This window comes from Microbacterium sp. 22303, assembly GCF_052045265.1.
Lineage (GTDB): Bacteria > Actinomycetota > Actinomycetes > Actinomycetales > Microbacteriaceae > Microbacterium.
On sequence record NZ_JBQEOQ010000005.1, the window covers coordinates 166,654 to 190,239 of the forward strand.

At 70.3% G+C, this 23,586-nt stretch carries 19 protein-coding genes; 9 read left to right on the forward strand and 10 right to left on the reverse strand.

Annotated features, from left to right (window positions below; all coding sequences use genetic code 11):
- Positions 1–10 precede the first annotated feature (10 nt).
- The 4 genes from ACTJI8_RS15085 to arfA are packed head-to-tail and all read left to right on the forward strand — an operon-like array spanning position 11 to position 4,744.
- A complete protein-coding gene (locus ACTJI8_RS15085) occupies positions 11–1,345 on the forward strand; it encodes an extracellular solute-binding protein (RefSeq protein WP_440734235.1) in 1,335 nt (444 codons plus the stop codon).
- Positions 1,342–2,295 (forward strand): carbohydrate ABC transporter permease, encoded by a 954-nt coding sequence (locus ACTJI8_RS15090; protein ID WP_440734236.1) that lies wholly within the window; start codon positions 1,342–1,344, stop codon positions 2,293–2,295. Before ACTJI8_RS15085 ends, ACTJI8_RS15090 begins: the two co-directional genes overlap by 4 nt.
- Complete coding sequence (locus ACTJI8_RS15095; protein WP_440734237.1) at positions 2,292–3,188, forward strand: carbohydrate ABC transporter permease; 897 nt, start codon at positions 2,292–2,294, stop codon at positions 3,186–3,188. The genes ACTJI8_RS15090 and ACTJI8_RS15095 overlap by 4 nt, the downstream gene beginning before the upstream one ends.
- 20 nt (positions 3,189–3,208) lie before the next feature.
- Positions 3,209–4,744 (forward strand): arabinosylfuranosidase ArfA, encoded by a 1,536-nt coding sequence (gene arfA / locus ACTJI8_RS15100; RefSeq protein ID WP_440734238.1) that lies wholly within the window; start codon positions 3,209–3,211, stop codon positions 4,742–4,744.
- Positions 4,745–4,931: 187 nt separating this feature from the next.
- On the opposite strand, the gene ACTJI8_RS15105 is transcribed toward arfA, so the two are convergent.
- Genes ACTJI8_RS15105 through ACTJI8_RS15130 form a run of 6 tightly spaced genes read right to left on the reverse strand, consistent with a single transcriptional unit; the run spans position 4,932 to position 13,332 of the window.
- The gene (locus ACTJI8_RS15105) at positions 4,932–6,092 is read right to left on the reverse strand and encodes an ROK family transcriptional regulator (protein WP_440734239.1); all 1,161 of its coding nucleotides are present in this window, start codon (positions 6,090–6,092) and stop codon (positions 4,932–4,934) included.
- Between the two features lie 37 nt (positions 6,093–6,129).
- Positions 6,130–7,698 (reverse strand): family 43 glycosylhydrolase, encoded by a 1,569-nt coding sequence (locus ACTJI8_RS15110; RefSeq protein WP_440734240.1) that lies wholly within the window; start codon positions 7,696–7,698, stop codon positions 6,130–6,132.
- Positions 7,695–10,133 (reverse strand): glycoside hydrolase family 3 N-terminal domain-containing protein, encoded by a 2,439-nt coding sequence (locus ACTJI8_RS15115; RefSeq protein WP_440734241.1) that lies wholly within the window; start codon positions 10,131–10,133, stop codon positions 7,695–7,697. Before ACTJI8_RS15115 ends, ACTJI8_RS15110 begins: the two co-directional genes overlap by 4 nt.
- Positions 10,134–10,135: 2 nt before the next feature.
- Positions 10,136–11,026 (reverse strand): carbohydrate ABC transporter permease, encoded by an 891-nt coding sequence (locus ACTJI8_RS15120; protein ID WP_440734242.1) that lies wholly within the window; start codon positions 11,024–11,026, stop codon positions 10,136–10,138.
- Positions 11,023–12,012 (reverse strand): carbohydrate ABC transporter permease, encoded by a 990-nt coding sequence (locus tag ACTJI8_RS15125; protein ID WP_440734432.1) that lies wholly within the window; start codon positions 12,010–12,012, stop codon positions 11,023–11,025. Before ACTJI8_RS15125 ends, ACTJI8_RS15120 begins: the two co-directional genes overlap by 4 nt.
- Before the next feature lie 27 nt (positions 12,013–12,039).
- The gene (locus ACTJI8_RS15130) at positions 12,040–13,332 is read right to left on the reverse strand and encodes an extracellular solute-binding protein (RefSeq protein ID WP_440734243.1); all 1,293 of its coding nucleotides are present in this window, start codon (positions 13,330–13,332) and stop codon (positions 12,040–12,042) included.
- A 148-nt stretch (positions 13,333–13,480) separates the two neighbouring features.
- Here ACTJI8_RS15130 and ACTJI8_RS15135 point away from each other — a divergent pair, with 148 nt between their 5' ends.
- The 5 genes from ACTJI8_RS15135 (at position 13,481) to ACTJI8_RS15155 (ending at position 19,181) form a co-directional block, all read left to right on the forward strand.
- Positions 13,481–14,476 carry a LacI family DNA-binding transcriptional regulator gene (locus ACTJI8_RS15135; protein WP_440734244.1) on the forward strand — a complete coding sequence of 332 codons (996 nt, stop codon included), beginning with the start codon at positions 13,481–13,483 and terminating at the stop codon, positions 14,474–14,476.
- 319 nt (positions 14,477–14,795) lie between these two features.
- Positions 14,796–15,986, forward strand: a complete 1,191-nt coding sequence (gene xylA / locus ACTJI8_RS15140; protein WP_440734245.1) for a xylose isomerase — start codon at positions 14,796–14,798, stop codon at positions 15,984–15,986.
- A gap of 122 nt (positions 15,987–16,108) precedes the next feature.
- Positions 16,109–17,446, forward strand: a complete 1,338-nt coding sequence (gene xylB, locus ACTJI8_RS15145) for a xylulokinase (protein WP_440734246.1) — start codon at positions 16,109–16,111, stop codon at positions 17,444–17,446.
- Between the two features lie 10 nt (positions 17,447–17,456).
- Positions 17,457–18,422, forward strand: coding sequence for an acetylxylan esterase (locus tag ACTJI8_RS15150; RefSeq protein ID WP_440734247.1), 966 nt, complete (start codon positions 17,457–17,459; stop codon positions 18,420–18,422).
- A 162-nt stretch (positions 18,423–18,584) separates the two neighbouring features.
- Positions 18,585–19,181 (forward strand): antibiotic biosynthesis monooxygenase, encoded by a 597-nt coding sequence (locus tag ACTJI8_RS15155; protein ID WP_440734248.1) that lies wholly within the window; start codon positions 18,585–18,587, stop codon positions 19,179–19,181.
- Between the two features lie 82 nt (positions 19,182–19,263).
- Here the strand turns inward: ACTJI8_RS15155 and ACTJI8_RS15160 are convergent, their stop codons facing one another.
- From ACTJI8_RS15160 to ACTJI8_RS15175, 4 genes are read right to left on the reverse strand one after another with little or no spacing between them, the layout of a single operon-like run.
- Positions 19,264–20,397, reverse strand: coding sequence for a bifunctional 2-methylcitrate synthase/citrate synthase (locus ACTJI8_RS15160; protein ID WP_440734249.1), 1,134 nt, complete (start codon positions 20,395–20,397; stop codon positions 19,264–19,266).
- A 37-nt stretch (positions 20,398–20,434) separates the two neighbouring features.
- Positions 20,435–21,346, reverse strand: a complete 912-nt coding sequence (gene prpB / locus ACTJI8_RS15165) for a methylisocitrate lyase (RefSeq protein WP_440734250.1) — start codon at positions 21,344–21,346, stop codon at positions 20,435–20,437.
- Entirely contained in the window at positions 21,346–22,872 is a 1,527-nt protein-coding gene (locus ACTJI8_RS15170) for an MmgE/PrpD family protein (RefSeq protein ID WP_440734251.1), read from the reverse strand. The genes prpB and ACTJI8_RS15170 overlap by 1 nt, the downstream gene beginning before the upstream one ends.
- The gene (locus tag ACTJI8_RS15175) at positions 22,869–23,549 is read right to left on the reverse strand and encodes a GntR family transcriptional regulator (protein WP_440734433.1); all 681 of its coding nucleotides are present in this window, start codon (positions 23,547–23,549) and stop codon (positions 22,869–22,871) included. Before ACTJI8_RS15175 ends, ACTJI8_RS15170 begins: the two co-directional genes overlap by 4 nt.
- Positions 23,550–23,586 lie beyond the last annotated feature (37 nt).

A 23,586-nucleotide genomic window follows, 5' to 3' on the forward strand; every position in this document is an offset into this window, starting at 1 on the left:
AGGAGTGACGATGACACCACCTCTCGATCTGAACCGGCGGCAATTCCTCGGCGCCGCGGGCCTCACCGCGGGTGCCGCCCTGCTCGCCGGATGCTCCCCGTCCTCGGCATCCGCGTCGGGCACGCGCACACTGCAGTTCTGGCACCTGCTGTCGGGCGGCGACGGCGTCACGATGTCCGGCCTGCTCGAGGGCGTGAACAAGGCGCAGTCGGCCTACCGCATCCGCCCCACCGTACTGGCCTGGGGCACCCCCTACTACACGAAACTCGCCATGGCCGCGGCCGGCGGACGGGCTCCCGACGTCGCGATCATGCACGCCACCCGTGTGCTCGGCTGGGCACCGGGCGGTCTCCTCGACGCCTGGGACACCGACCGCCTCTCGGACCTCGGCGTGGACGCGTCCACGTTCCCGGATCCGATCTGGAAGAAGGGCGACGTCGACGGCCGGCGCCTCAGCCTCGCCCTCGACGCGCACCCCTTCGTCCTCATGTACAACACCGACGTCTGCAGCAAGGCGGGTGTGCTCGACAAGGACGGCCGCCTGAAGGAGGCGACCAGCCCCGAGGAGTTCCTCGCGATGGTCGACGCGATCGCCGGCGTCACCGGCGGGCACGGCCTCTCCTACGGCTACCTCGGCGACGGCTCCCAGATGTGGCGGCTGTTCTACACGCTGTACACCCAGCACGGCATCGAGATGGACATGCCGCAGGGCGGCTCCGCCGTGATCGACAGGGACGCCGCCGTCGCGTCGCTCGAGTTCATGCAGAAGCTGCTCGACGGCAAGAGGGCCGCGAAGCAGGCCGACTACGGCACAGCGGTCGCGGAGTTCGCGACGGGCAAGAGCGGAATGTTCCTCAGCGGCGTGTGGGAGCTGCGCACGATGCAGGCCGCGAAGATCCCCTTCGACGTCGCGATGATCCCGCCGCTCTTCGGCACCCGCGCGGTCTACGCCGACTCGCACTCCTTCGTTCTGCCGCACCAGTCGCACCCCGATGCGGCGGGCCGCGATCTCGTGTACCGCTTCGTGGCCGACATGCTGAAGGGCTCCTTCGGCTGGGCCGAGGCCGGGCACGTCCCCGCGTACCTGCCGGTCACCGAGTCCGCGAAGTACGCGAAGCTGCTTCCGCAGGCGCACTACGCGGAGGCCGCGAAGTACGTGCGCTACGACCCGCCCGCGTGGTTCACCGGATCCGGATCCAACTTCCAGGGCCAGTTCGGCGCCGCCGCGCAGCCCGCCCTCCTCGGCGGAGGCAGCCCCGCCGATGCCATCACCCGTTTCGAGGCCGCCGTGAAGCGCTTCCTCGCCCAACCCAATCCCGCCGATCCGGAAGGAGCACGGAGATGACCACGACGGCCCCCACCACCACGACCATCGTCACCGGCCGCGCGGCGACCCGAACCACCCGGCGCCACGCGGGCGGATCCCACCGCGGCGAGCAGCTGATCGGCTGGGTCTTCCTCGCGCCGTTCCTGGTGGCTTTCGCGCTGTTCCTCGCCTGGCCGATCCTGCAGGGGCTCTATCTGAGCTTCACCGACCAGTCCCTCACCGGATCCGGGGGCGGCTTCGTCGGGCTCGCGAACTACGTCGAGGCGCTCAGCGACCCGGTGATGTGGGGAGCATTCGGCAACACGGCGTGGTTCACCCTGCTGTCCACGATCCCGCTCGTCGTCATCGCCCTGCTCATGGCGGTGCTCGTCGACCGGGGCCTGCCCGGCCAGTGGCTGTGGCGGCTGTCGTTCTTCATGCCGTACCTGCTGGCGTCCACGGTCATCTCGCAGATCTGGATCTGGATCTTCAACCCGCAGATCGGTGCGGCGAACAACGTCCTGAAGGCCTTCGGTCTCGAGCCGATCGCCTGGCTGCAGGATCCGAAGATCAACATGCTCGCGATCGTCATCGCGACCGTATGGTGGACAGTCGGCTTCAACTTCCTGCTCTACCTGGCCGCCCTGCAGAACATCCCGCAGCAGCAGTACGAGGCGGCGTCGCTGGACGGCGCCGGCGGCTGGCGGCAGTTCACCTCGATCACGCTCCCCCAGCTGGGACCGGCGACCACGCTCATCGGCCTGCTGCAGATCCTCGCATCGCTCAAGCTGTTCGATCAGGCGTACCAGATGCTCGGCGGCCTCTCCAGCGACACCACCCGATCGATCGTGCAGTACATCTACGAGACCGGCTTCGTCGGATACCGGTTCGGCTACTCTGCCGCCATCTCGTACGTGTTCTTCGCGATCATCATCATCCTCGGCGTCGTGCAGGCGCTGATCACCCGTCGGCGGAAGGACGCCCGATGACCACCGCGACCCGCACTCTCGTCGCTCCGGGCGCTGCGCGCGCTCGCACCCGCCGGCCGATCGGCCGCCGGTTCACCGTTCTCACCGTGCTCGCCTTCGCGGTGCTGCTGATCCTCGCGATCGGGTGGCTGCTGCCGTTCCTGTGGGCGGTCGCGACCGCGTTCAAGACCGAGACCGATGCCGCCTCCGGCGACCCCGGCTGGATCGGCGCGAGCGGTCCGAGCGCCCAGGCGTTCGGCTCGATCCTCTCGCAGGGCAACGTCTACCTCTGGGCGTGGAACAGCCTGTGGACCGCGACCGCGGTCACCGTGCTCACCGTAACGATCTCGGCCCTCGCCGCCTACGCGTTCTCCCGGCTCGACTTCCGCGGCCGCAAGTGGCTGTTCGTCGTCATCGTCGCGGCGATCGTCGTGCCGCCGCAGGTGCTGATCATCCCGCTGTTCTACGAGATGCTCGCCTTCAACCTGGTCGACACGCACTGGGGCCTGATCCTGCCGCAGGTCGTGGCGCCGGCGATGGTCTTCATCCTGAAGCGCTTCTTCGACGCGATCCCGATCGAGCTCGAGGATGCGGCGCGCGTCGACGGCGCGTCGAGGTTCCGGGTGTTCTGGTCGATCGTGCTGCCGCTGTCGCGGCCGATCCTCGCCTCCGTCGCGATCTTCGTGTTCATCGGCGCCTGGAACAACTTCCTGTGGCCGTTCCTCGTGATCAACGACACCGGGCTGATGACCCTGCCGGTCGGCCTGCAGACCGTCATCAGCGCCTACGGGGTGCAGTACGCGCAGGTCATGGCCCAGGCCGTGCTCGCCGCCCTCCCCCTCATCGTCGTCTTCCTCATCTTCCAGAAGCAGATCGTCAAGGGAGTCGCCACCAGCGGCTTCGGCGGTCAATGACCCGAACGGATCGAATCTCCATGACCCACGCCCGCATCACCATCGACCGCGACTTCTCGCTCGCCGACGTCCCGCGCCGCCTGTTCGGCCAGTTCGTCGAGCACATGGGCCGCTGCGTCTACACCGGCATCTACGAGCCCGGCCACCCGGCGGCGGACGCCCGCGGCTTCCGCACCGACGTGCTCGAGCTCGTGCGAGAACTCGGACCGACCGTGGTCCGCTATCCCGGCGGCAACTTCGTCTCCGGCTACCGCTGGGAGGACGGCGTCGGCCCCGTCGCCGATCGTCCTGTGCGGATGGACGGCGCCTGGCACACGATCGAGACGAACGCGTTCGGCCTGCACGAGTTCATGGACTGGTCGCGCGAGGCGGAGGTCGAGGTCATGGAGGCCATCAACCTCGGCACGCGCGGCGTCGAGGAGGCGCGCGCGCTGGTCGAGTACGCCAACCACCCCGGTGGTACGTATTGGTCGGATCTGCGCCGCCGCAACGGCGCAGAGGATCCGTTCGGCATCAAGCTGTGGTGCCTCGGCAACGAGCTGGACGGACCGTGGCAGATCGGCCACAAGACCGCGCACGAGTACGGCCGGCTTGCACAGGAGACCGCCAAGGCAATGAAGCTCGTGGATCCGACCATCGAGCTCGTGGCGGTCGGCTCCTCCAACCGGGGGATGCCCACCTTCGGCACCTGGGAGCACACCGTGCTCACGCACGCGTATGACGAGGTCGACTACATCTCGATGCACGCGTACTACCGCGAGAAGAACGGCGATGCGGCGTCGTTCCTCGCCGAGGGCGTGGAGATGGACATGTTCATCGACGGCGTGATCTCGACGATCGACGCGGTCAAGGCCGCCGGCAAGCACAGCAAGCAGGTGGACATCTCCTTCGACGAGTGGAACGTCTGGGACTTCGACCGGTTCAATGACGTCGAGGAGGGCGAGGTGGCCGCGGCCGGCTGGCGCGAGCACCCCCGCCTCATCGAGGACACGTACAACGTCACCGACGCGGTCGTGGTCGGCACGTTCCTGCACAGCCTGCTGCGGCACGGCGACCGTGTGAAGATCGCCAACCAGGCCCAGCTCGTGAACGTCATCGCTCCGATCCGCTCCGAGGAGGGCGGGCCCGCCTGGCGGCAGACCATCTTCTGGCCGTTCGCACGGATGGCGCGGATGGCGAAGGGGCGGATCATGCGCCTGGCGATCTCTTCGTCGCAGGGCGCGACCGCGCAGTACGGCGACGTGGACGAAGTGGACGCCGTCGCGACGTGGGATGAGGCGTCGGGACGGCTCGCCCTGTTCGTCGCGAACCGCTCGCTGGACTCGGAGGCGACCGTCGACCTCGCCCTGCACGGACTGCGCGCGACCGCGGTGCGCTCCGCCGAGGTGCTCACCGTGCCCGAGGACGGCGACCGGCTCACCGCGAACCTGGAGCAGACGCCGGACGCGGTCGGCCTGCGCCCGCTCGAGGGCGTGACGCTCGACGACGGCGCGGTGCGCCTCACCCTGCCGGCGCTGTCGTGGTCGGCCGTGGAGTTCGAGGTCGCCCGGAGCTGAGCCGGCGCGCCCCGTCACGCGGGTGCGGTCGACTCGCTCAGGTCGCACTCTCGCGATTCAGGTCGCAGTATCGGCTGTTCCCAGGCCTCGGGAGCAGCCGATTCTGCGACCTGAACGGGATCCGGATCCGGTCAGTGGATCCTGATCCGATCGATGGATCCGAACCCGAGCAGAGGATTCGGTCTGCTCAGCCCAGGGGGTCCGCCAGCAGTCGTTCGAAGGCGGCGTCGGCAGCCCCGATGAGCAGGCGGTCCGCGCCGAGTGCGGCCGCGGAGATCTCCAGCCCCTCGGCCGACGCGGCGAGCGCACGCCGTCGCACCTCGGCATCGAAGGAGTCCGGATCCAGATCCCGCAGGATCGCGAGGAAGCCGCCCAGCACGATCATCGCCGGGTTCAGCACGTTGACGGCGTTGCCCAGAGTGGCCGTGAGGATGCGGCACTGCCGTGCGGCCTCGGCGATCACCGGCCCCTCGTCAGCAGCGTCGAGCGCCGCACGGAGCTCGACGTCGTCGGGCGCGGCGAGGCCCGCGGCCGAGACCAGGCGGGCCCGGTTCACCTCGTCCTCCAGCACTCCGCCTTCGGCGCGCCGGTCCGCGGCATCCGCCACGCTCGCAGCGGTCTGCCCCCACTCCCCGGCATACCCGCCGACGCCCCCGATGAGCCGGCCGTGCAGGATCAGCCCGCCGCCGATACCGCTGGCACCGCCGTTCAGGTACACGACGTCCTCGTGCTCCCGTGCCGCGCCGAAGAGCCGCTCGGCCCGCGCGCCGAGCGAGGCGTCATTGCCCACGACCACGTCGATGCCGAGGGCTGCCGCAAGCGGCCCCGCGATGTCGGCATCGCGCCAATCCAGGTGCGGGGCGAACCGCACCATCCCGTCCGAGGCGCGCACCAGACCGGGCACCGCGACGCCGATGCCCTCGATGCGGCACCCGCGCAATGCTCCGTCGCGCCATTCGCGCACGACGTCGGTCACGATCCGGACGACGTCCGCGACCTCGGGCTGCTCAGCGGGGATCCGCACCCGCTCTCGCACGGCGCCGCCCAGTGCGATCGCACCGATCTCGACGGCGTCGATCTCGGGGTTGACGCCGATGGCGACGACGCCGGGGCTCGGTGCGACGACCGGGGAGGGGCGCCCCACCCGGCGCGTGGGATCGGGCTCGTGCTCCTCGACGAGACCCGCCTCCACCAGCCGTCCGACCAGATCCGAGACCGTGGAGCGGTTCAGCCCCGTCTCCGCCGTGATGACGGCCCGCGAGCGCGAACCCGCATGGTGCACGAGGCGCAGCACCTCGGCGAGGTTGGTGCGCCGCACCCCCTCGACGGTCGTGGCGCGTTCGTTCATGCGGCGTCTCGCTTCCTGCACGCGGTGGGACTCCAGGCTACCGATCGCCGTGGTCCACCAGCGCAGGCGCGTACTCGAATCGAGTGATGCGCACCTCGCCGCGCGGCTCGGCACCCGCGCTCGTGGCGTGGATGCCGACCCAGAGCCCCAGGAAGCCGCCCGTGGCGGACGCATCCAGCTCGCGTCCGTCCGCCACGGCGAGCTCGGCCTCTCCGTGCCGGACGGAGTACGCGTATCCGCGCCCGCTCAGCGCGAGCTCGACCTCCTCCGCCTCGGACAGCGGCCCGAGATCTCGCTGCTGCCGGTCGCCGGCACGGCACTCCTCGGATGAGAGTCGCAATCCTTCCGCGGTGCGGGTGACCGCGAGTGCCACGTGATCGAGCTCCGACTGCCGCAGCACCAGGCCGGCGCTCTCTCCCTCGGCGAGTCCGCGCACGTCCAGCACGCAGCGCACGTCGACATCCGCGTGCTGCTGCCGCACGCCCAGGAACGCCGGCGCCGATGGCTCGTGCAGCGTCGCAGCGCGCACCGGCAGCCGCCAGACCTCGCCGTCGGCGACCGCGACCTCGGAGGGCAGGGCGCGCAGCGCGGTCCACCGAGGGTCCGATGGCACGACGACGCCGGCGATGCGGTCGTCCGGCTGCCACTCCCCCGGCGTCGGCTCCTCCGGCGCCCAGGGGATCCGCACTGTGGCGGGAAGGCGCCCTTCGCCCGGCGCGAAGACCGGCCAGCCGTCCTCCCACACGACCGGACACAGGAATGTCTCCCGTCCGAGCGGATAGTGGTGCCCGTCGTCCGCGCGCATCGCGAGCATCACGGCGAACCACGATCCGTCCGCCGCCTGCACGAGATCCGCATGCCCAGCGCCGATCACCGTGCTGGTCCGCCCCAGATGCCGATGGGTGAAGACCGGGTTGGCCCGGTTGCCGACGTACGGCCCGGTGACCGCGTCAGCGCGCGCCACGCTCACCGCGTGGTGGAACTCGGTGCCGCCCTCGGCTGCAAGCAGGAACCAGCTCCCGTCGATGCGGTACAGATGCGGGCCCTCCGCCCAGACCGCGCCGTGCACAGCACCGCGCCAGATCACGTGCTCCTCGCCCACGAGTGCGCTTCGGTCCGGCGCATACTCCCGCACCCAGACCTCGGTCTGGTCGTGCCACTCCGGATCGGCGGCCAGGCGGGTGCCGTGCAGCCACACGCGCCCTCCGTCGTCGAACGCGATCGACGGGTCGATGCCGGCGACGTCGAGCATCACGGGATCGCTCCACGGCCCTGCCGGGTCGCTCGCGGTGACGAGGAAGTTCCCGCCCCGGGACGGATCCTCCCGGTCGACGAGCGTGCACACGACCCAGTACAGCCCCAACCCGTGCCGGATCGTCGGCGCGTACAGTCCGCCGGAGGATCCGATGCCCTCGAAGTCGAGCATGCCGGGGCGGTCGATCACGTGCCCGATCGTCTCCCAGCGCGCCAGGTCGCGCGAACGCAGCACCGGCAGGCCGGGGAGGTACTCGAACGTGGATGTCACCAGGTAGTACCACTCGCCCACCCGGCAGATCGACGGGTCCGGATGGCATCCGGGCAGGATCGGATTGGCGACCTCGATCACGCGCTCGACACCGTCACCAGACGGGCGTCTGCGGCGCCGACCTCGTGCACGTCGCCCGTGAGCTGCACCGGCAGCGACGCCGTGGCAGCGCCGGCGAGCACGCGGTGCGCACGAGCGCGCTCGTTCGAGATCGCGCCCCCGGTGACGCCGGCGACTTCTCCGCCGTCGTCGGGCGCTGGAGCGGACGCCTCTGCATGGGCGGCAGCCCACACCCGCACCTCCCCCGGTTCCACGACGCGGGTCAGGGTGCGGTCGGAGAACGCGAAGCGCGCCGCGGGAACCTCGAAGCGCAGCGTGCGGCGCTCGCCCGGATCGAGCTCGACCCGCCCGTAGCCCAGCAGCTGCGCGACCGGACGGGTGACGCTCGCCACCATGTCCCGCCCGTACAGCTGCACGACCTCGGCCCCGCGGCGGACGCCCGTGTTCGCGACCGTCACGGTCGCGGTGAAGGAGCCGTCCGTGCGGGCCTCGGCGGAGGCGGTGAACTCCTCGTAGGCGAAGCTCGTGTACGACAGCCCGAATCCGAACGGCCGCAGCGGGGTCGGATCCGTGGAGGTGACGTCGGAGGGGCCGCCCAGGATCGGATGCAGGTAGCTGTAGGGCTGGGCCCCCGAGGATCGAGGCAGGCTCAGGGGCAGTCGCCCCGACGGCGAGGACGCGCCGGTGAGCACATCCGCGATCGCCGTGCCGCCTTCCTCGCCGGGGAAGAAGGCCTGCAGCACCGCCCCCGGACGCGCGGCCCCGTCGTCGAGCGCCCAGTCGATCGCGTAGGGACGGCCCGAGAGCACGACCATGACGACGGGCGTTCCCGTCGCGACCACGCGCTCGACGAGCTCGCGCTGCACGCCCGGAAGGTCCAGCGACTCCACGTCGTTGCCCTCGCCGACCGTGCCGCGGCCGAAGAGGCCGGCCTGGTCCCCGACCACGACGATCGCGACGTCGGCGTCCGCGGCGGCCCGCTCGGCATCGGCGAGCCCGGTGCGGTCGGAGCCTTCGACCTCGGATCCGCGCACGTGCACGATCTGAGCCCTCGGGACGGCGGCGGTCAGCGCCTCGCGAACCGTGGGCATCTCGATGCCGAGCTCGTAGCCCGGGTGGTGCGCCAGCACGTGGTTCGCGAAGGAGTAGCACCCCTGCAGCGCCTCAGAACGATCGGCATTCGGCCCGATGAGCGCGATGCGCCGTGCCGTCGCCGCGAGGGGCAGCACGCCGTCGTTCGACAGCAGCACGAGCGATTCCGCGGCCAGCCGGCGGGCGACGTCGCGGTGCCGCGGCGTGTCCAGGTCGACGCCTGCGGGGGGCGCGTCGTCGAAGACATCGGGCTCGAACAGCCCGAGCTGCTCCTTCTGGGCGAGCACCCGGATGACGGCGCGGTCGAGGTACGTCTCGTCGAGCGCACCGCTGCGCACCCTGTCGACGAGGGGTTCGAGATACGCGTCGCCGGAGGGCAGCTCGACATCGATCCCCGCCCGCAGCGCGAGCTCGGCGGCCTCGCCGCGGTCGGCCGCGACGGCATGCATGACCTCGAGGAACGCGATCGCGAAATAGTCCGCCACGACGACGCCGTCGAACCCGAGCCGCTCCCGGAGGAGCCCCGTCAGCAGCGCCGGATCCGATGCGACAGGAACGCCGTCGATCTCGGCGTAGCTGTTCATCACGCTGCGCACACCGCCATCCCGGATCGCCATCTCGAACGGCGGCAGGAAGACGTCCGCGACCTCACGCGGCCCGGCGGACACCGGGGCGTGATTGCGCCCGGCACGTGAGCCGGAGTACCCGAGGAAGTGCTTGAGCGTGGCGTGCACGCCGGCGGACTGCAGGCCCTGGACGTAGGCGGTTCCCACGGTGCCCACGAGGTACGGATCCTCGCCGATGCACTCGTCGACACGCCCCCAGCGAGGGTCGCGCACCACGTCGAGCACCGGGGCGAGCCCCTGGTGGATGCCGAGGGTGCGCATCGACTCCCCGATGAGCGCGCCCATCTCGGCGACGAGCTCGGGGTCGAACGAGGCACCCCAGGCCAGCGGCGTCGGGAAGCTCGCCGCCTTCCACGCGGCAAGCCCGGTCAGACACTCCTCGTGCACGAGCGCCGGGATGCCGAGGCGCGTCTCGCGCTTCAGCCGGCGCTGCTCCGCCCACAGCCAGGCCGCGCGCTCGGTGGGCTCGACGGGCCGAGTGCCGTAGACGCGGGTGTAGTGGCCGATGCCGTCGCGGGTGATGCCGGCCAGCGTGTCGTGGCGCCCCGCGGCCGCCATCTCGTTCTGCAGCGGCGCCACCACCTCACCGCCCTGATCGAGCCAGTACCCGACGAGCTGCGCGGCCTTCTCCTCGAGGGTCATCTGCGCGAGCAGCGCCCCGACCCGCTCGGAGGCGATCGGGAAGGCCGGGACCTCCTCCGTTGCGACAAGGCCCTCCGTGGTCGTGTCCGAAGTCATGCTCAGCCCTTCACCGCGCCGGTCAGGCCGCCGACGATGCGGCGTTCGAAGAGGCTGAAGAAGATGAGCGCGGGCAGCATCGACAGCGAGGTGTAGGCGAGCACGCGGGCGGTGTCGACCGAGTACTGCGAGGAGAAGTTCTGCACGCCCAGCGGCAGGGTGAACAGGCTCGGGTCGTTGAGGATGAACAGCGGCAGCATGTAGCCGTTCCAGGATCCGACGAACGCGAGGATGCCGACCGTGACCACACCCGGCAGGCTCAGCGGGATCACCATCCGCCAGAAGAAGCCGAGGCGGGATGCGCCGTCGATCGCCGCCGCCTCCTCGAGCTCCTTCGGGATCGCCTTCAGGAACGGCACCAGGATGATGATCGTGCCGGGCAGCGCGAACGCGATCTGCGGCACGATGATCCCGGCGAGGCTGTTCACCAGGCCGAGGTTGCGGATCAGCAGGTACAGCGGGGTGATCGCGACGGTGACGGGGAACATCAGCCCTGCGGCGAAGAGCGCGTACATCGCCGGCTTGGCCGCGAACTCGTAGCGGGCGAGCACGTACGCCGCCATCACGCCGAGCAGCACGGCGCCGGCGGTCGTGCCGATCGCCACCACGGTCGAGTTGACCAGGGCGGTCCAGAACTCGGATCCGGCGAGCACGTCGGAGTAGTTGGCGAACTGCCAGGGAGCCGGGAAACCGGACGGGTCCTTCGTGATCTGCGAGTTCGTGCGGAATCCGCCGATGATGATGTAGAGCACGGGCGTGATGCAGATCGTGACGAGCACGATCGCGATCAGATACAGGCCGGGGCTCCCCCAGGGGGCCTTCGGCGAGCGGCGGACGCCCTTGCGATCGCGTGGCTGCACGATGGCGGTGGTGCGGAGGCTTTCGGTGGTCATCTGCGGGCCTTTCCGCTGTCGCCCGTCAGCGCGCCGTCGGTGTCGCGCCGCAGCACGAACCGCTGGTAGATCAGGGCGACGACGAGGGTGATCAGGAAGAGCATCACGGCGACCGCGTTGCCGAAGCCGTAGCTGCCGGCGAGATGCCCGTTCTGGTACATGTACGTCGCCATCGTCGAGGTGCCCGCCGTGGCGGAGATGTACTGCCCCCAGATGATGTTGACGAGGTCGAAGAGCTGGAGGGCGCCGATGATCGAAAGGAACGCCCAGATGCGGATCGTCGGCCCCAGCAGCGGCACCGTGATGTTCCACTGGATCTTCCAGAACCCTGCGCCGTCGATCGCCGCGGCCTCGAAGAGCTCCTCCGGGATGGACTGCATCCCGGCGAGCATGAGGATGACCGCGAAGCCGATGTACTTCCAGGTGATGATGACCATCAGCGTCCACAGCGCGAGCTTCGGATCCGCGAGCCAGGAGTGCTGGAGGAACCCGAGCCCGACCTTGCCGAGCAGCGAGTTCAGCGCGCCGGCGTCCTGCATCATCAGGTTCCATCCGGTGCCGACGATGACCTCGGAGATCACGTACGGCACGAAGATCAGCACGCGGATCAGCGAACGTCCACGGAACTTCTGGTTCAGCAGCAGTGCGAACAGGATCGCGATCGGCCCCTGCAGCACGAGGGAGAGCACGACGATCGCGAAGTTGTGCACGACCGCATCGCGGAACGTGTGGTCCTGCCACATGTGGATGTAGTTGTCGAGGCCGACGAACTGCGTCGGCCACCCGAACCCGTTCCACTTGAAGAACCCGTAGACGGATGCCATCCCCACGGGGAGGATGACGAATCCGACGAACATCAACAGGGCGGGCCCGGAGAGCAGCGCGATCTCGCCGCGCTTGCGCCAGTCGGCGCGTGCTCGCCGCACCGGGGCCGGGGAGGTCCCGGTCCCGGTGCGGCGGTCGCTCTCAGGCACGGCCTCGGCCATCACCTGGGTGCCAGTCATCGCTCTCGCTCAGCCCCTCGCCGCGGCGTCGGTGATCTTCTGGAGGAGCGTCTTCGGGTCGCCCTGCCCCGCGAGCATCTCGACCACGCCGGTGTTCAGCGCGTTGCCGACGTTCTGCCCGAGGGCGGTGTCGAGCCAGAGCGCCACGTACGGCGCCTTGCTGTAGGCCTCCATGAGGGGCTTCAGCGACGCGTTGTCGACCGCGCCCTTCGCGTCCTGGTTGGCGGGGATGGTCTGGAACGCCACGGCGTACTTCTCCTGCTGCGCCTTCGACGCGACGAAGTTGAGGAACTTCTCGCACGAGGAGGGAGACTTCTCGGAGCAGGAGTAGCCGTCCAGGCCGCCCATCATCGCGCCGGGCTCGCCCTTGCCCCCGGAGACCTCGGGGAACGGGAACCAGTCGAGGTCGGCCAGCGGCTTCTGATCCGGCGTGAGGCTCGCGACCACGCCCGGCTCCCAGGCGCCCATGAGCTCCATCGCCGCCTTGTGGTTGGCGACCAGGCCCGCCGAGGAGTTCGCACCCTGCTGGGCCGACGTGGTGAGGAAGCCCTCGTTGAACGGCTCGACCTGCGCGAACTTCTGCAGGTTGTTCGCCGCGGTCAGCCAGCACCCGTCCTTGAAGTCCTTCTTGGTGGCGAGGTTCGTGATGAGGTCCTTGCCGCAGGCGCGCACCGCGAAGAAGTAGTACCAGTGCGCGGCCGGCCAGGCGTCCTTCGCACCCAGGGCGATGGGCGGGATGCCGGCGGCCTTGAGCTTGCCGATGGCGGCCTCGAGGTCGTCCATGGTCTTCGGCGTCTCGGTGATGCCGGCCTGCGCGAACAGGTCCTTGCTGTAGAAGAGCCCGCCGGGCAGCACCGCCGTCGGCACACCGTAGAGCTTGCCGTCCACGGTGAAGGCGCTGAGGGCTGCATCGCCGATCGCCTTCTTCACATCGGGATCGATCTTGTCCGTCAGATCCTTGACCTTGCCCGCCGCCACGACGTCGGCCAGCTTGCTGCCGCCGCGCGCCATGAAGACGTCCGGCATGTCGCCCGAATTGACGGCGGTCTGCAGCTTGCCGTCCATGTCCTCGTTCTGGATCGAGGTGACCTTCACCGTGACATCGGGATTGGCCTTGTGGAACGCCTCGGCGGCATCGGTCCAGAACTGCTTGCCGTCGCCGGTGGTCGAGTTCTGCCATACGGTCAGCGTCTGCTTGCCGCCGCTGTCGCCGCTGCCGGACCCTCCCGAGCAGCCGGTGAGGGCGATCGCTCCCACGGCTGCGAGCGCCACGGCTGCAGTCAGCACTTTGCGGATCTTCATGCTGTGTGTCTCCTCATCGTTGAGTCTTCAGCACTCGCGCCGGCATTTGTTGCCAGCAACACCCAATGTGCTGTCGGCCTACTCTGACACTCGGATCGCCCGCATGTCAAACGATATCGATAACGTTTTCGCTCGGTAGATTGGACGAATGAACCGCCGCATCACGATCCACGACGTCGCTCACGCCGCGGGCGTCTCCGTCGCGACCGTCTCGAAGGCGATCAACGGGCGAGACGGCGTCTCCGCCACGACGCTCGAGCACGTGCAGGAGGTCGTGGCGCGGCTCGGATACGAGAGCTCGCTGGTCGCGACCTCGATGCGCCGGCGCAGGACGGATGTCATCGGCGTGCTCGTCGCGGAGTTCGAGCCGTTCGCCGTGCAGCTGCTGCAGGGCGTCTCGGCGGCCCTGCAGGGCACCCGCTTCGACGTGCTCGCCTACGCCGGCAGCGTGTCCGCCGGCGAGCACCTCGGGTGGGAGCGTCGCTCACTGTCCCGGCTGGGCGGAACGCTCATCGACGGCGCCATCCTGGTCACCCCCACGACGATGCCGACCGACGCCACCGTGCCGCTCGTCGCGATCGACCCGCACGAGGGGCCCGACGGACCGGCTTCGGTGAGCGTGCACAACGCCGAGGGCGGCTTCGCCGCGACCGCGCACCTGATCTCACTGGGGCATCGTCGCATCGCGCACCTGCGCGGCCGGACCGATCTGGAGTCGGCGCACCAGCGCGAGGACGGATACCGCCGAGCCCTGGAGAGCGCCGGTATCCCCTTCGACGCCGCGCTCGTGGTCGACGGCGGGTACCGCGCCGCGAGCTCGACCGCCGGCGCGCACGCCCTGCTCGATCTGGCCGCGCCGCCGACCGCGGTGTTCGCAGCCAACGACCTGTCCGGGATCGAGATGATCCGGGTCGCGGTCGAACGGGGCCTGCGGGTTCCCGAGGACCTGTCGGTCGTGGGATTCGACGACGTGCCGGAAGCTGCCGCGCACGTCCCCCAGCTGACCACCGTGCGCCAGCCGCTCACCGAGATGGGGGCCGAGGCCGTGCGCCTGCTGCTGGCGATGCTCGACGGTGCCCCGCACGAGCACGTGCGGATGCCGGCGCAGCTGATCGTGCGCGCCTCGACCACTGCTCCGCGCTGACCGCCCGCCGCATTGAACCGCCGCCCGGCGCGACGGTGCACAGCGCGACGGCCTCACCGCCTCGCCGCTCCCACCGCCCTCGCCGCTCCCACCGCCCTCGCCGCTCCCACCACCCTCGCCGCTCTCACCGCCTGCACCGTCAGACTGCACTGGCGTCACGAGACTGCAGTTCTTGACCGCAGTCTCGCGACGCAGATGCAGTCTCGCGGTACAGATGCGGCTCACGGAAGGACCCCGCAGGCGCGCGTTGCGATCAGTCGGATCCGCTGATATGTTCGCTGCTACAACATTTCATCGACGTCGCTGAAGGCGGATCATCATGGCACTCACCCCCACCCGCGAGGACAAGTTCTCGTTCGGCCTCTGGACCGTCGGCTACAACGGCGCCGACCCGTTCGGCGGTCCGACCCGGCCGGCCCTGGACGTGGTCCACGCCGTGGAGAAGCTCGCCGAGCTCGGCGCCTACGGCCTGACCTTCCACGACGACGACCTGTTCGCGTTCGGATCCACGGAGGCAGAGCGCCAGACGCAGATCGACCGCCTCAAGGGCGCGCTCGCCGACACCGGGCTCGTGGTGCCGATGGTGACCACGAACCTGTTCAGCGCCCCGGTCTTCAAGGACGGCGGCTTCACCTCGAACGACCGCGGCGTGCGCCGCTTCGCGCTGCGCAAGGTGCTGCGTCAGCTCGATCTCGGCGCCGAGCTGGGGGCGAAGACCTTCGTCATGTGGGGCGGGCGCGAGGGCGCCGAGTACGACTCCGCGAAGGACATCCGCGCGGCGCTGGAGCGTTACCGCGAGGCCGTGAACCTGCTCGGCGACTACGTCACAGACAAGGGCTACGACATCCGCTTCGCGATCGAGCCGAAGCCGAACGAGCCGCGCGGCGACATCCTGCTTCCGACCCTCGGCCACGCGCTCGCCTTCATCGACTCCCTCGAGCGTCCCGAGCTCGTCGGCCTGAACCCCGAGGTCGGCCACGAGCAGATGGCCGGGCTCAACTTCGCCGCCGGCATCGCCCAGGCGCTCTACCACGGCAAGCTCTTCCACATCGACCTCAACGGCCAGCGCGGCATCAAGTACGACCAGGATCTGGTCTTCGGCCACGGCGATCTGCACAACGCGTTCGCCCTCGTCGACCTGCTCGAGAACGGCGGCCCCGGCGGCGTGCCCGCCTACGAAGGTCCGCGCCACTTCGACTACAAGCCGTCGCGCACCGAGGACGAGACCGGCGTCTGGGACTCGGCGAGCGCGAACATGCGCACCTACCTGCTGCTCAAGGAGCGCGCCGCGGCCTTCCGCGCCGACCCCGAGGTGCAGGAGGCGCTGGCCGCTTCGCGCGTCGACGAGCTCTCCGCGCCGACCCTGAACGCCGGCGAGAGCTACGACGAGCTCCTCTCCGACCGCTCCGCCTACGAGGACTTCGACACGAACGCGTACTTCGGCGGCAAGGGCTTCGGCTTCGTGCGCCTGCAGCAGCTCGCGACCGAGCACCTCCTCGGCGCCCGCTGACTCCACTTCCGTCGACGCACCGCCCCTGGGCGCCGATGCCCCCTCCCGGACGCGCTGCTGAGAGGGGGCCTCGGTACCACGGAGGGGCATCGACACACCGAAACCCCGCGAAAGGAAGCCCCGTGCCACTCGTGATGGGCGTGGACTCGTCCACGCAGTCGTGCAAGGTCGTCATCCTCGACGCCGCGTCCGGATCCGTCGTGCGCACCGGCCGTGCGTCGCATCCGGACGGTACGGCCGTCGACCCCGAGGCGTGGTGGCGCGCGCTGAACGCCGCGATCGCCGACGCCGGAGGCATCGACGACGTCGAGGCGTGGTCCATCGGCGGCCAGCAGCACGGCATGGTCGCGCTCGATGCGTCCGGATCCGTGATCCGCGACGCGCTGCTGTGGAACGACACCCGCTCGGCCGGCGCCGCGCAGGACCTCATCGCGGAGTTCGGCGCGTCCGAGCTCGCCACGCGTACAGGCCTCGTCCCGGTCGCATCGTTCACGATCACCAAGCTGCGCTGGCTGCGCGACGCGGAGCCCGAGAACGCGGCGCGCGTGGCCGCCGTCGCCCTGCCGCACGACTGGCTGACCTGGCGCCTGCGCGGCTACGGGCCGGCCGGGGCGTCGCCGCTCGGACCGGTGCTGGACGAGCTCGTCACCGACCGCTCCGACGCGAGCGGCACCGGCTACTGGAACCCCGTGGACGGCGGCTACGACCGCGAACTGCTGACCGCCGCGCTCGGCCACGATGCCGTCCTGCCGCGGGTGCTGGGGCCGGACGAGTCGGTCGCGGATCCGGCCGGTCGCCGTGTCGCCCCGGGTGCCGGCGACAACGCCGCCGCCGCGCTCGGACTCGGCGCGGAGCCCGGCGACGTCGTGGTGTCGATCGGCACCTCGGGCACGGTGTGCGCCATCAGCCGCGCACCGATCGCGGATCCCTCCGGCACGGTCGCGGGGTTCGCCGACGCGAGTGGGAACTTCCTCCCGCTCGTGGCGACGCTAAACGCGGCGCGCGTGCTCGACGTCACCGCGGCGCTGCTCGGCGTCGGGCATGACGAGCTCAGCGACCTCGCACTGCACGCCTCCGCCGGGGCCGACGGGCTGACCCTGCTGCCCTACTTCGAGGGCGAGCGCACCCCGAACCTCCCCGACGCCACCGCGTCGCTGACCGGCATGACGCTCGCCTCCACCACGCGCGCGAACCTCGCCCGCGCCGCCGTGGAGGGGATGCTGCGCGGCCTGGGCGCGGGGCTCGACGCCCTCCGCGGGCTCGGCATCCCCCTCGAGCGAGCGCTGCTCATCGGCGGCGGAGCGCAGTCCGAGGCGGCGCGCCGGATCGCGCCCGAGATCCTGGGCGTGCCGATCGAGGTGCCCGAACCGGGCGAGTACGTGGCGCTGGGGGCTGCGCGGCAGGCCGCCGCCCTGGCAGGACATCCGGCGCTCCAACGCCACGGCGCGGATCGCCCCTAGGCTGACGGGCATGCCGCTGACCGATCTCCCCCTCGCCGACCTGCGTACCTACCTTCCCGGGGTCGCCGAACCCGCCGATTTCGACGTGTTCTGGCAGGACACGCTCGCCGGATCCCGAGAGCTCGCCACCCCTGCCGAGCTGTCATCCGCGACGACCCCGATCGGCGAGCTCATCGTCGAGGACCTCGCGTTCTCCGGCTTCGGCGGCGAACGGATCCGCGGCTGGGTCACCCGCCCTCGCCGTGGGGGACGCCTGCCCGTCGTCATCGAATACCTCGGCTACGGCGGTGGCCGGGGCATCCCCGGCGAGCGCCTGCAGTGGGCGGCCTCGGGATACGTGCATGTGCTCATGGACACCCGCGGCCAGGGCGCCGGCTGGGGATCCGGCGGCGCCACCCCGGATCCGCACGGATCGGACGGGGCGACGCCCGGCTTCATGACGCGCGGCATCGCCCGCCCCGAGGACTACTACTACCGCCGGTTGTTCACCGACGGCGCCCTGCTCGTGGATGCTGTGCAGGGCTTCGCGTTCGCCGACCCGGCGCGGATCGCGGTGACCGGCGGCAGCCAGGGCGGCGGCATCAGCATCGCCGTGGCGGCCCTGCACCCCGGTGTCGCGGCGGTCATGCCCGACGTGCCGTTCCTGAGCCATTTCCGGCGTTCGGTGCTGCTGACCCCGGAGCATCCGTTCCGCGAGATCGAGCGCTATCTCGCAGTGCACCGCGACCGCGTCGAGCAGGTCTTCCAGACCCTGTCGTATTTCGACGGCGTCAACTTCGCACGTCGGATCACGAAGCCCGCGCTGTTCTCGGTGGGGCTCATGGACGACATCGTGCTACCGTCGAGCGTCTTCGCCGCCTTCAACCACCTGGCGACGGACGACGCGGCGATCGAGGTCTACGAGTTCAACGGCCACGAGGGCGGCGGCTTCGCCCAGTGGCTGCGGCAGACCGCCTGGCTCGCCGAGCGCCTCTGACACTCAGACGTTCTGGCGCGTCGGATCCGCCTGCCGGCACGCGGGCCGTTCAGGCCGCAGCGGGGGCAACGGCAACGGGCGCCGGCAACGGCAACATCCGGGAAACACGCACTGCGTACACTCGGGGACGCCACAAGCACGCACTCCCCCGAAGGACCCACCATGTCCGGTACGCCGTCACCCGCGCCCATCACCGTGTCGATCCGCCGTGAGGTCGACCCCGCCCGCATCGCCGAAGCCACCGCCTGGGTGCAGACCGGGGTGAATCTCGCGAGCGGCCACCCAGGTTTCCTCGGATCCGGGTGGGTGCGCGACGGGGAGGACTCCCTCCACTGGCACATGCTCTACCGCTTCGCCGACGAGGCGGCCCTGGACGCGTGGGAGGCATCGAGCGAGCGCGCCTGGTGGCTGTCGATGGGCGAGCAGTTCGTGCGCAGCGAGCGCACCCGCCGGCGCACCGGCATCGAGGGCTGGTTCGACGAGCCGTCGACCGGGACGATCTCGGTGCCGACCTCGACCGGCGCGACCACGGTGACCGTGGCCCCGGCGCCGCCGCGGTGGAAGCAGGCGGTGTCGATCTGGCTCGGCTTCTTCCCGATGAACCTCGTCTTCACCTATCTCATGAGCCCCGTGCCCGGGTGGAACGGCCTGCCGATCTGGCTGCGCGTGCTCGCGACCACGATCGTGCTGACGCCGGTCATGACGTACTGGGTGCTGCCGTTCGTGACGCGCTCGCTGCGCCGGTGGCTGGCCCGCTGAACGGCCGCCTCCCGTTTCAAAGAGCGCAAATGGCCGCATCTGCGACGCAAAAGGGGCCATTTGCGCGCTTTGAAATCCCGGGTCAGACCTCGACGTGCCGCTCCGCCACGCCGTCGTAGGCGGACAGCGGACGGATCAGCGCGTTCGACGCGGCCTGCTCCATGACGTGCGCGGTCCAGCCGGTGACCCGGGACGCCACGAACAGCGGCGTGAACGTGAGCGTGTCGAAGCCGATGAGGTTGTACGCCGGACCTGACGGGTAGTCGAGATTCGGGTGGATCCCCTTTCGGGCGACGAACTCGTCCGCCAGCGTCGTGTACAGGTCGAGCACCTCGGGGCGGTTGTAGTGCTCCACGAGCGTGTCCAGCGCGGCCTTCATGGTCGGCACGCGCGAGTCGCCCTTCTTGTAGACGCGGTGCCCGAAGCCCATGATCTTGCGCTTCTCGGCGAGGGCCGTGTCGAGCCATGCGTTGACGTTCGCCGCCTCGCCGATCTCGTCGAAGATGTGCAGCACCGCCTCGTTCGCGCCGCCGTGCAGCGGTCCCTTCAGCGCGCCGATCGCGCCGACCACCGCGGAGTACAGGTCGCTCAGCGTCGAGGTGATGACGCGCGCCGTGAAGGTCGACGCGTTGAAGGAGTGCTCCGCGTACAGGATCATCGAGCGGTTGAATGCATCGACGACGACCGGATCCGGCTCGGTGCCGAACGTCATCCAGAGGAAGTTCGCGGAGTAGTCCAGGTCGTCGCGCGGGGCGACGATGCCCTCGCCGCGTCGGCGGCGCTGCCCGTAGGCGACGATCGCCGGCAGCGCGGCGAAGAGCCGGACGCTGCGCTCGAGGTTCTGCTCCGGCGTGCCGCTCGCGTCGAGGACGGATCCGGATCCGGCCGCGTCGGAGGCGCCGAGCAGGCTGACCGCCGTGCGGATCTCGTCCATTGGATGCGCCTCGACCGGCACGAGGTCGATCGCGGCCTTGACGTTCGCGGCGAGCGCGCGGTGTTCGCGCTCGGTCGCGCGCAGGTCGGCCAGCTGCTGCGTGGTGGGCAGCTCACCGTTCCAGAGCAGGTAGGCGACGGCCTCGAACGGCTGGGTCGCTGCGAGTTCCTGCACGGGGTAGCCGCGGTAGAGCAGGCTGTTGGTCTCGGGGTTGACCTTCGAGATCGCCGTCGTGTCGACGACGACGCCGGCGAGGCCCTTCTTGATGTCGGGGTCGCTCATGTCACTCCTTCGTGTGCGCACGGTGTCCGAGCGGGGCTCAGAGACCGAGCTCCTTGTCGATGCGGAAGTTGAAGACGTTCGTGTCGAAGTGGTTGTACGACTCGTAGTCGATGAGGTCGTACAGATCCGCGCGGTGCTGCATCTCACCGAGCTTCGAGGTCAGGTGCCCCTCCTCGTTCAGGGTATCCAGCGCGCGCCCGGTCGCACCCATCGCGATCCGGAGCATCGAGACCGGCCAGATCACGATGCTCACACCGGCGCCCTTGAGCTGCGCCGTCGTGAACAGCTCGCTCTTGCCGAACTCCGTCATGTTCGCCAGGATCGGCACGTCGAGCTCGGACGCCATCCGTTCGAACTCGGCGAGCGTGCGCATCGCCTCGGGGAAGATCGCATCCGCCCCGGCGTCGACGAGCGCCTTGGCCCGGTCGACCGCGGCGTCCATGCCCTCCACGGCGCGGATGTCGGTGCGCGCCATGATGAGGAAGTTCGGATCCCGGCGGGCGTCGACCGCGGCCCTGATGCGCTTGGTCGCGGTCGACTCGTCGACCACCGCCTTGCCGTCCAGGTGACCGCAGCGCTTGGGGTTGATCTGGTCCTCGATGTGGGTGCCGGCGAGCCCGGCATCCTCGAGGGTCTGGATCGTGCGGGCCACGTTCATGGGCTCGCCGAAGCCGGTGTCGGCATCGATGATCGCCGGCAGTTCGGTCATCCGGGCGATCTGCTGCCCTCGCCCCGCCACCTCGGTGAGCGTGGTGAGGCCGATGTCGGGCAGGCCCAGATCCGCGGACAGCACGGCGCCGGAGATGTAGACCCCGTCGAAGCCCTTGCGCTCGATGAGCCGGGCGGAGAGCGGGTTGAACGCACCGGGGAAGCGCAGCAGCTCCCCCGCCGCGAGCCGCTCCCGCAGGATCCGCCGCTTCTCCGCGGCCGGTGTGGTGGAGTACAGCATCAGAACAGGCCCTTGGGCGCCGGTGCCATCGCGAGCACGCCGGGCGCGGCGACGATCGAGAGCTGGGCGACCTCCTCCGCGGTGAGCTCGGGCAGGCGCTGCACGAGCTCCAGGAAGCGGTCGATCTCCGTAGGCTCCAGCACGGGCTCAGCGAGGATCCGGAACTTGCGGATGTAGTCCTCCCGGGCGAACGGCCTGGCGCCGAGGGGGTGCGCGTCGGCGACGGCGATCTCGTCGGTCACCGTCTCGCCGTTCGTCAGGCGGATCTCCACGCGTCCGCCGAACGCCTTCTCGGCCGGGTCGATCGAGTGGTAGCGGCGGGTCCACTCCTCGTCCTCGGCCGTGGTGATCTTGTGCCAGAGCGCCACGGTGTCCTCGCGCTGCGCACGCTCGGGCGCGTAGGAATCGACGTGGTGCCAGCTGCCGTCCTGCAGTGCCACCGCGAAGATGTACGGGATCGAGTGGTCCAGCGTCTCCCGGGACGCGTGCGGGTCGTACTTCTGCGGATCGTTCGCACCGGATCCGATCACGTAGTGCGTGTGGTGGCTGGTGTGGATCACGATCGAGTCGACGTTCGCAGGATTCGTCAGCTCCGGACGCTCGTTGTGCAGCTTGCGTGCGAGGTCGATCCAGGCCTGCGCCTGGTACTCCGCGGAGTGCTCCTTCGTGTACGTGTCGAGGATCGCGCGCTTGGACTCGCCGGTCACGGGCAGCGGCACATCGTACGACGCGTCCGGGCCGTCCAGCATCCAGGCGATCACGCCGTCCTCGCCCTCGTAGATCGGGCTCGGCGAGGTCTCGCCGCGCATCGCCCGGTCGACGGCCTCGACCGCCATCTTGCCGGCGAAGGCCGGGGCGTGCGCCTTCCACGTGGAGATCTCACCCTTGCGGCTCTGCCGCGTGGCGGTCGTGGTGTGCAGCGCCTGGCCGACCGCCTGGTAGATCGTCTCCACGTCGAGGCCGAGCAGGGTGCCGATACCGGCGGCAGCGGAGGGGCCGAGGTGCGCGACGTGGTCGATCTTGTGCGCGTGCAGGCTGATCGCCTTCACCAGGTCGACCTGGATCTCGTACCCCGTGGCGATGCCGCGCACAAGGGCACGACCGTCGGCGCCGACGTGCTGCGCCACCGCGAGGATCGGCGGGATGTTGTCGCCCGGGTGCGAATACTCGGCGGCGAGGAAGGTGTCGTGGTAGTCCAGCTCGCGCACGGCGACGCCGTTCGCCCAGGCGGCCCACTCCGGGCTCGTGCGGCGCTCGAGCGCGCAGCCGAACACGGTGGATCCGGATCCGTTCACCGAGACCGGGTGGTCCAGCGCCTGCTGGCGGGCGGCGCTGACGGGGGCGCGGGTGAGCGAGGCGGCCGCGACGGAGGCGTTGTCGATCACGCGGTTGATGATCATGTCGACGACGTCGGCGTCGACCTCGACCGGGTCGGCGGCGATCTCGGCGAGGCGCCAGGCGAGCTGCCCCTCGCGCGGGAGCTGCTCGTCGCTGCGGTGCACGCGGAGGTGGTGGGTGACGGTCATGCTCTGGCCTTCTTTCCGGACGGGGTCGTGGTGTCGGGATCCGCACCGGCGAGCGAGTCGAGGATGCTCGCGAGCGCGTTGTGCAGGTGGACGTGGGTGGCGTGCGCGGCCAGGTCGCCGTCTCCGGATCCGATCGCCTCCGCGATCAGGCGGTGCTCGCCGGCACTCGCGGCGAGGCGGGCGGGCTTGTCCCGCGCCATCCGGCGCACGCGCACCAGGTGGGTGCGCACGGTGCGCAGGGCCGCGGTGAGGTAGTCGTTGCCGACAGCAGCGTCGAGCGCCTCGTCGAAGCGGGCGATGAGCGCGTAGTACTGGGCGCGCCCCTCCTCGTCTCCGAGGGAGCGCGCAGCGTGGGCGAAGCGATCGGCGAGATCGGCGAACTCGGCGCGCTCAGCGGCGGCCGCGGCCGCGCGCGCGGTGCTCTCCTCCAGCGCGCGGCGCAGCGCGAACAGGTCGCGAATGTCGTCGGCGTCGAGCGCGGCGACAACGGTGATGCGCGGCGAGACCTGCTCGACGAGCCCGTCCGCGGTCAGCCGGCGCAGTGCCTCACGCAGCGGAGTGCGGCTCACGCCGAGCCGCTCGGCCTGCTCGACCTCGGCGAGCACGGTGCCGGCGGCGAGGGATCCGGACTGGATCTCCTCGAGCAGCGCGCGGTACGCGAACTCCCCCGCGCGCATCCCCTCGGCGATGATGGTCATGCCATCAGTGTATGCA

Coding starts and splice junctions, on each gene's coding strand:
- ACTJI8_RS15085 (WP_440734235.1), top strand. CDS start 11: ATGACACCACCTCTCGATCTGAACCGGCGGCAATTCCTCGGCGCCGCG.
- ACTJI8_RS15090 (WP_440734236.1), top strand. CDS start 1,342: ATGACCACGACGGCCCCCACCACCACGACCATCGTCACCGGCCGCGCG.
- ACTJI8_RS15095 (WP_440734237.1), top strand. CDS start 2,292: ATGACCACCGCGACCCGCACTCTCGTCGCTCCGGGCGCTGCGCGCGCT.
- arfA (WP_440734238.1), top strand. CDS start 3,209: ATGACCCACGCCCGCATCACCATCGACCGCGACTTCTCGCTCGCCGAC.
- ACTJI8_RS15105 (WP_440734239.1), bottom strand. CDS start 6,092: ATGAACGAACGCGCCACGACCGTCGAGGGGGTGCGGCGCACCAACCTC.
- ACTJI8_RS15115 (WP_440734241.1), bottom strand. CDS start 10,133: ATGACTTCGGACACGACCACGGAGGGCCTTGTCGCAACGGAGGAGGTC.
- ACTJI8_RS15120 (WP_440734242.1), bottom strand. CDS start 11,026: ATGACCACCGAAAGCCTCCGCACCACCGCCATCGTGCAGCCACGCGAT.
- ACTJI8_RS15125 (WP_440734432.1), bottom strand. CDS start 12,012: ATGGCCGAGGCCGTGCCTGAGAGCGACCGCCGCACCGGGACCGGGACC.
- ACTJI8_RS15130 (WP_440734243.1), bottom strand. CDS start 13,332: ATGAAGATCCGCAAAGTGCTGACTGCAGCCGTGGCGCTCGCAGCCGTG.
- ACTJI8_RS15135 (WP_440734244.1), top strand. CDS start 13,481: ATGAACCGCCGCATCACGATCCACGACGTCGCTCACGCCGCGGGCGTC.
- xylA (WP_440734245.1), top strand. CDS start 14,796: ATGGCACTCACCCCCACCCGCGAGGACAAGTTCTCGTTCGGCCTCTGG.
- ACTJI8_RS15150 (WP_440734247.1), top strand. CDS start 17,457: ATGCCGCTGACCGATCTCCCCCTCGCCGACCTGCGTACCTACCTTCCC.
- ACTJI8_RS15155 (WP_440734248.1), top strand. CDS start 18,585: ATGTCCGGTACGCCGTCACCCGCGCCCATCACCGTGTCGATCCGCCGT.
- ACTJI8_RS15160 (WP_440734249.1), bottom strand. CDS start 20,397: ATGAGCGACCCCGACATCAAGAAGGGCCTCGCCGGCGTCGTCGTCGAC.
- prpB (WP_440734250.1), bottom strand. CDS start 21,346: ATGCTGTACTCCACCACACCGGCCGCGGAGAAGCGGCGGATCCTGCGG.
- ACTJI8_RS15170 (WP_440734251.1), bottom strand. CDS start 22,872: ATGACCGTCACCCACCACCTCCGCGTGCACCGCAGCGACGAGCAGCTC.
- ACTJI8_RS15175 (WP_440734433.1), bottom strand. CDS start 23,549: ATGCGCGCGGGGGAGTTCGCGTACCGCGCGCTGCTCGAGGAGATCCAG.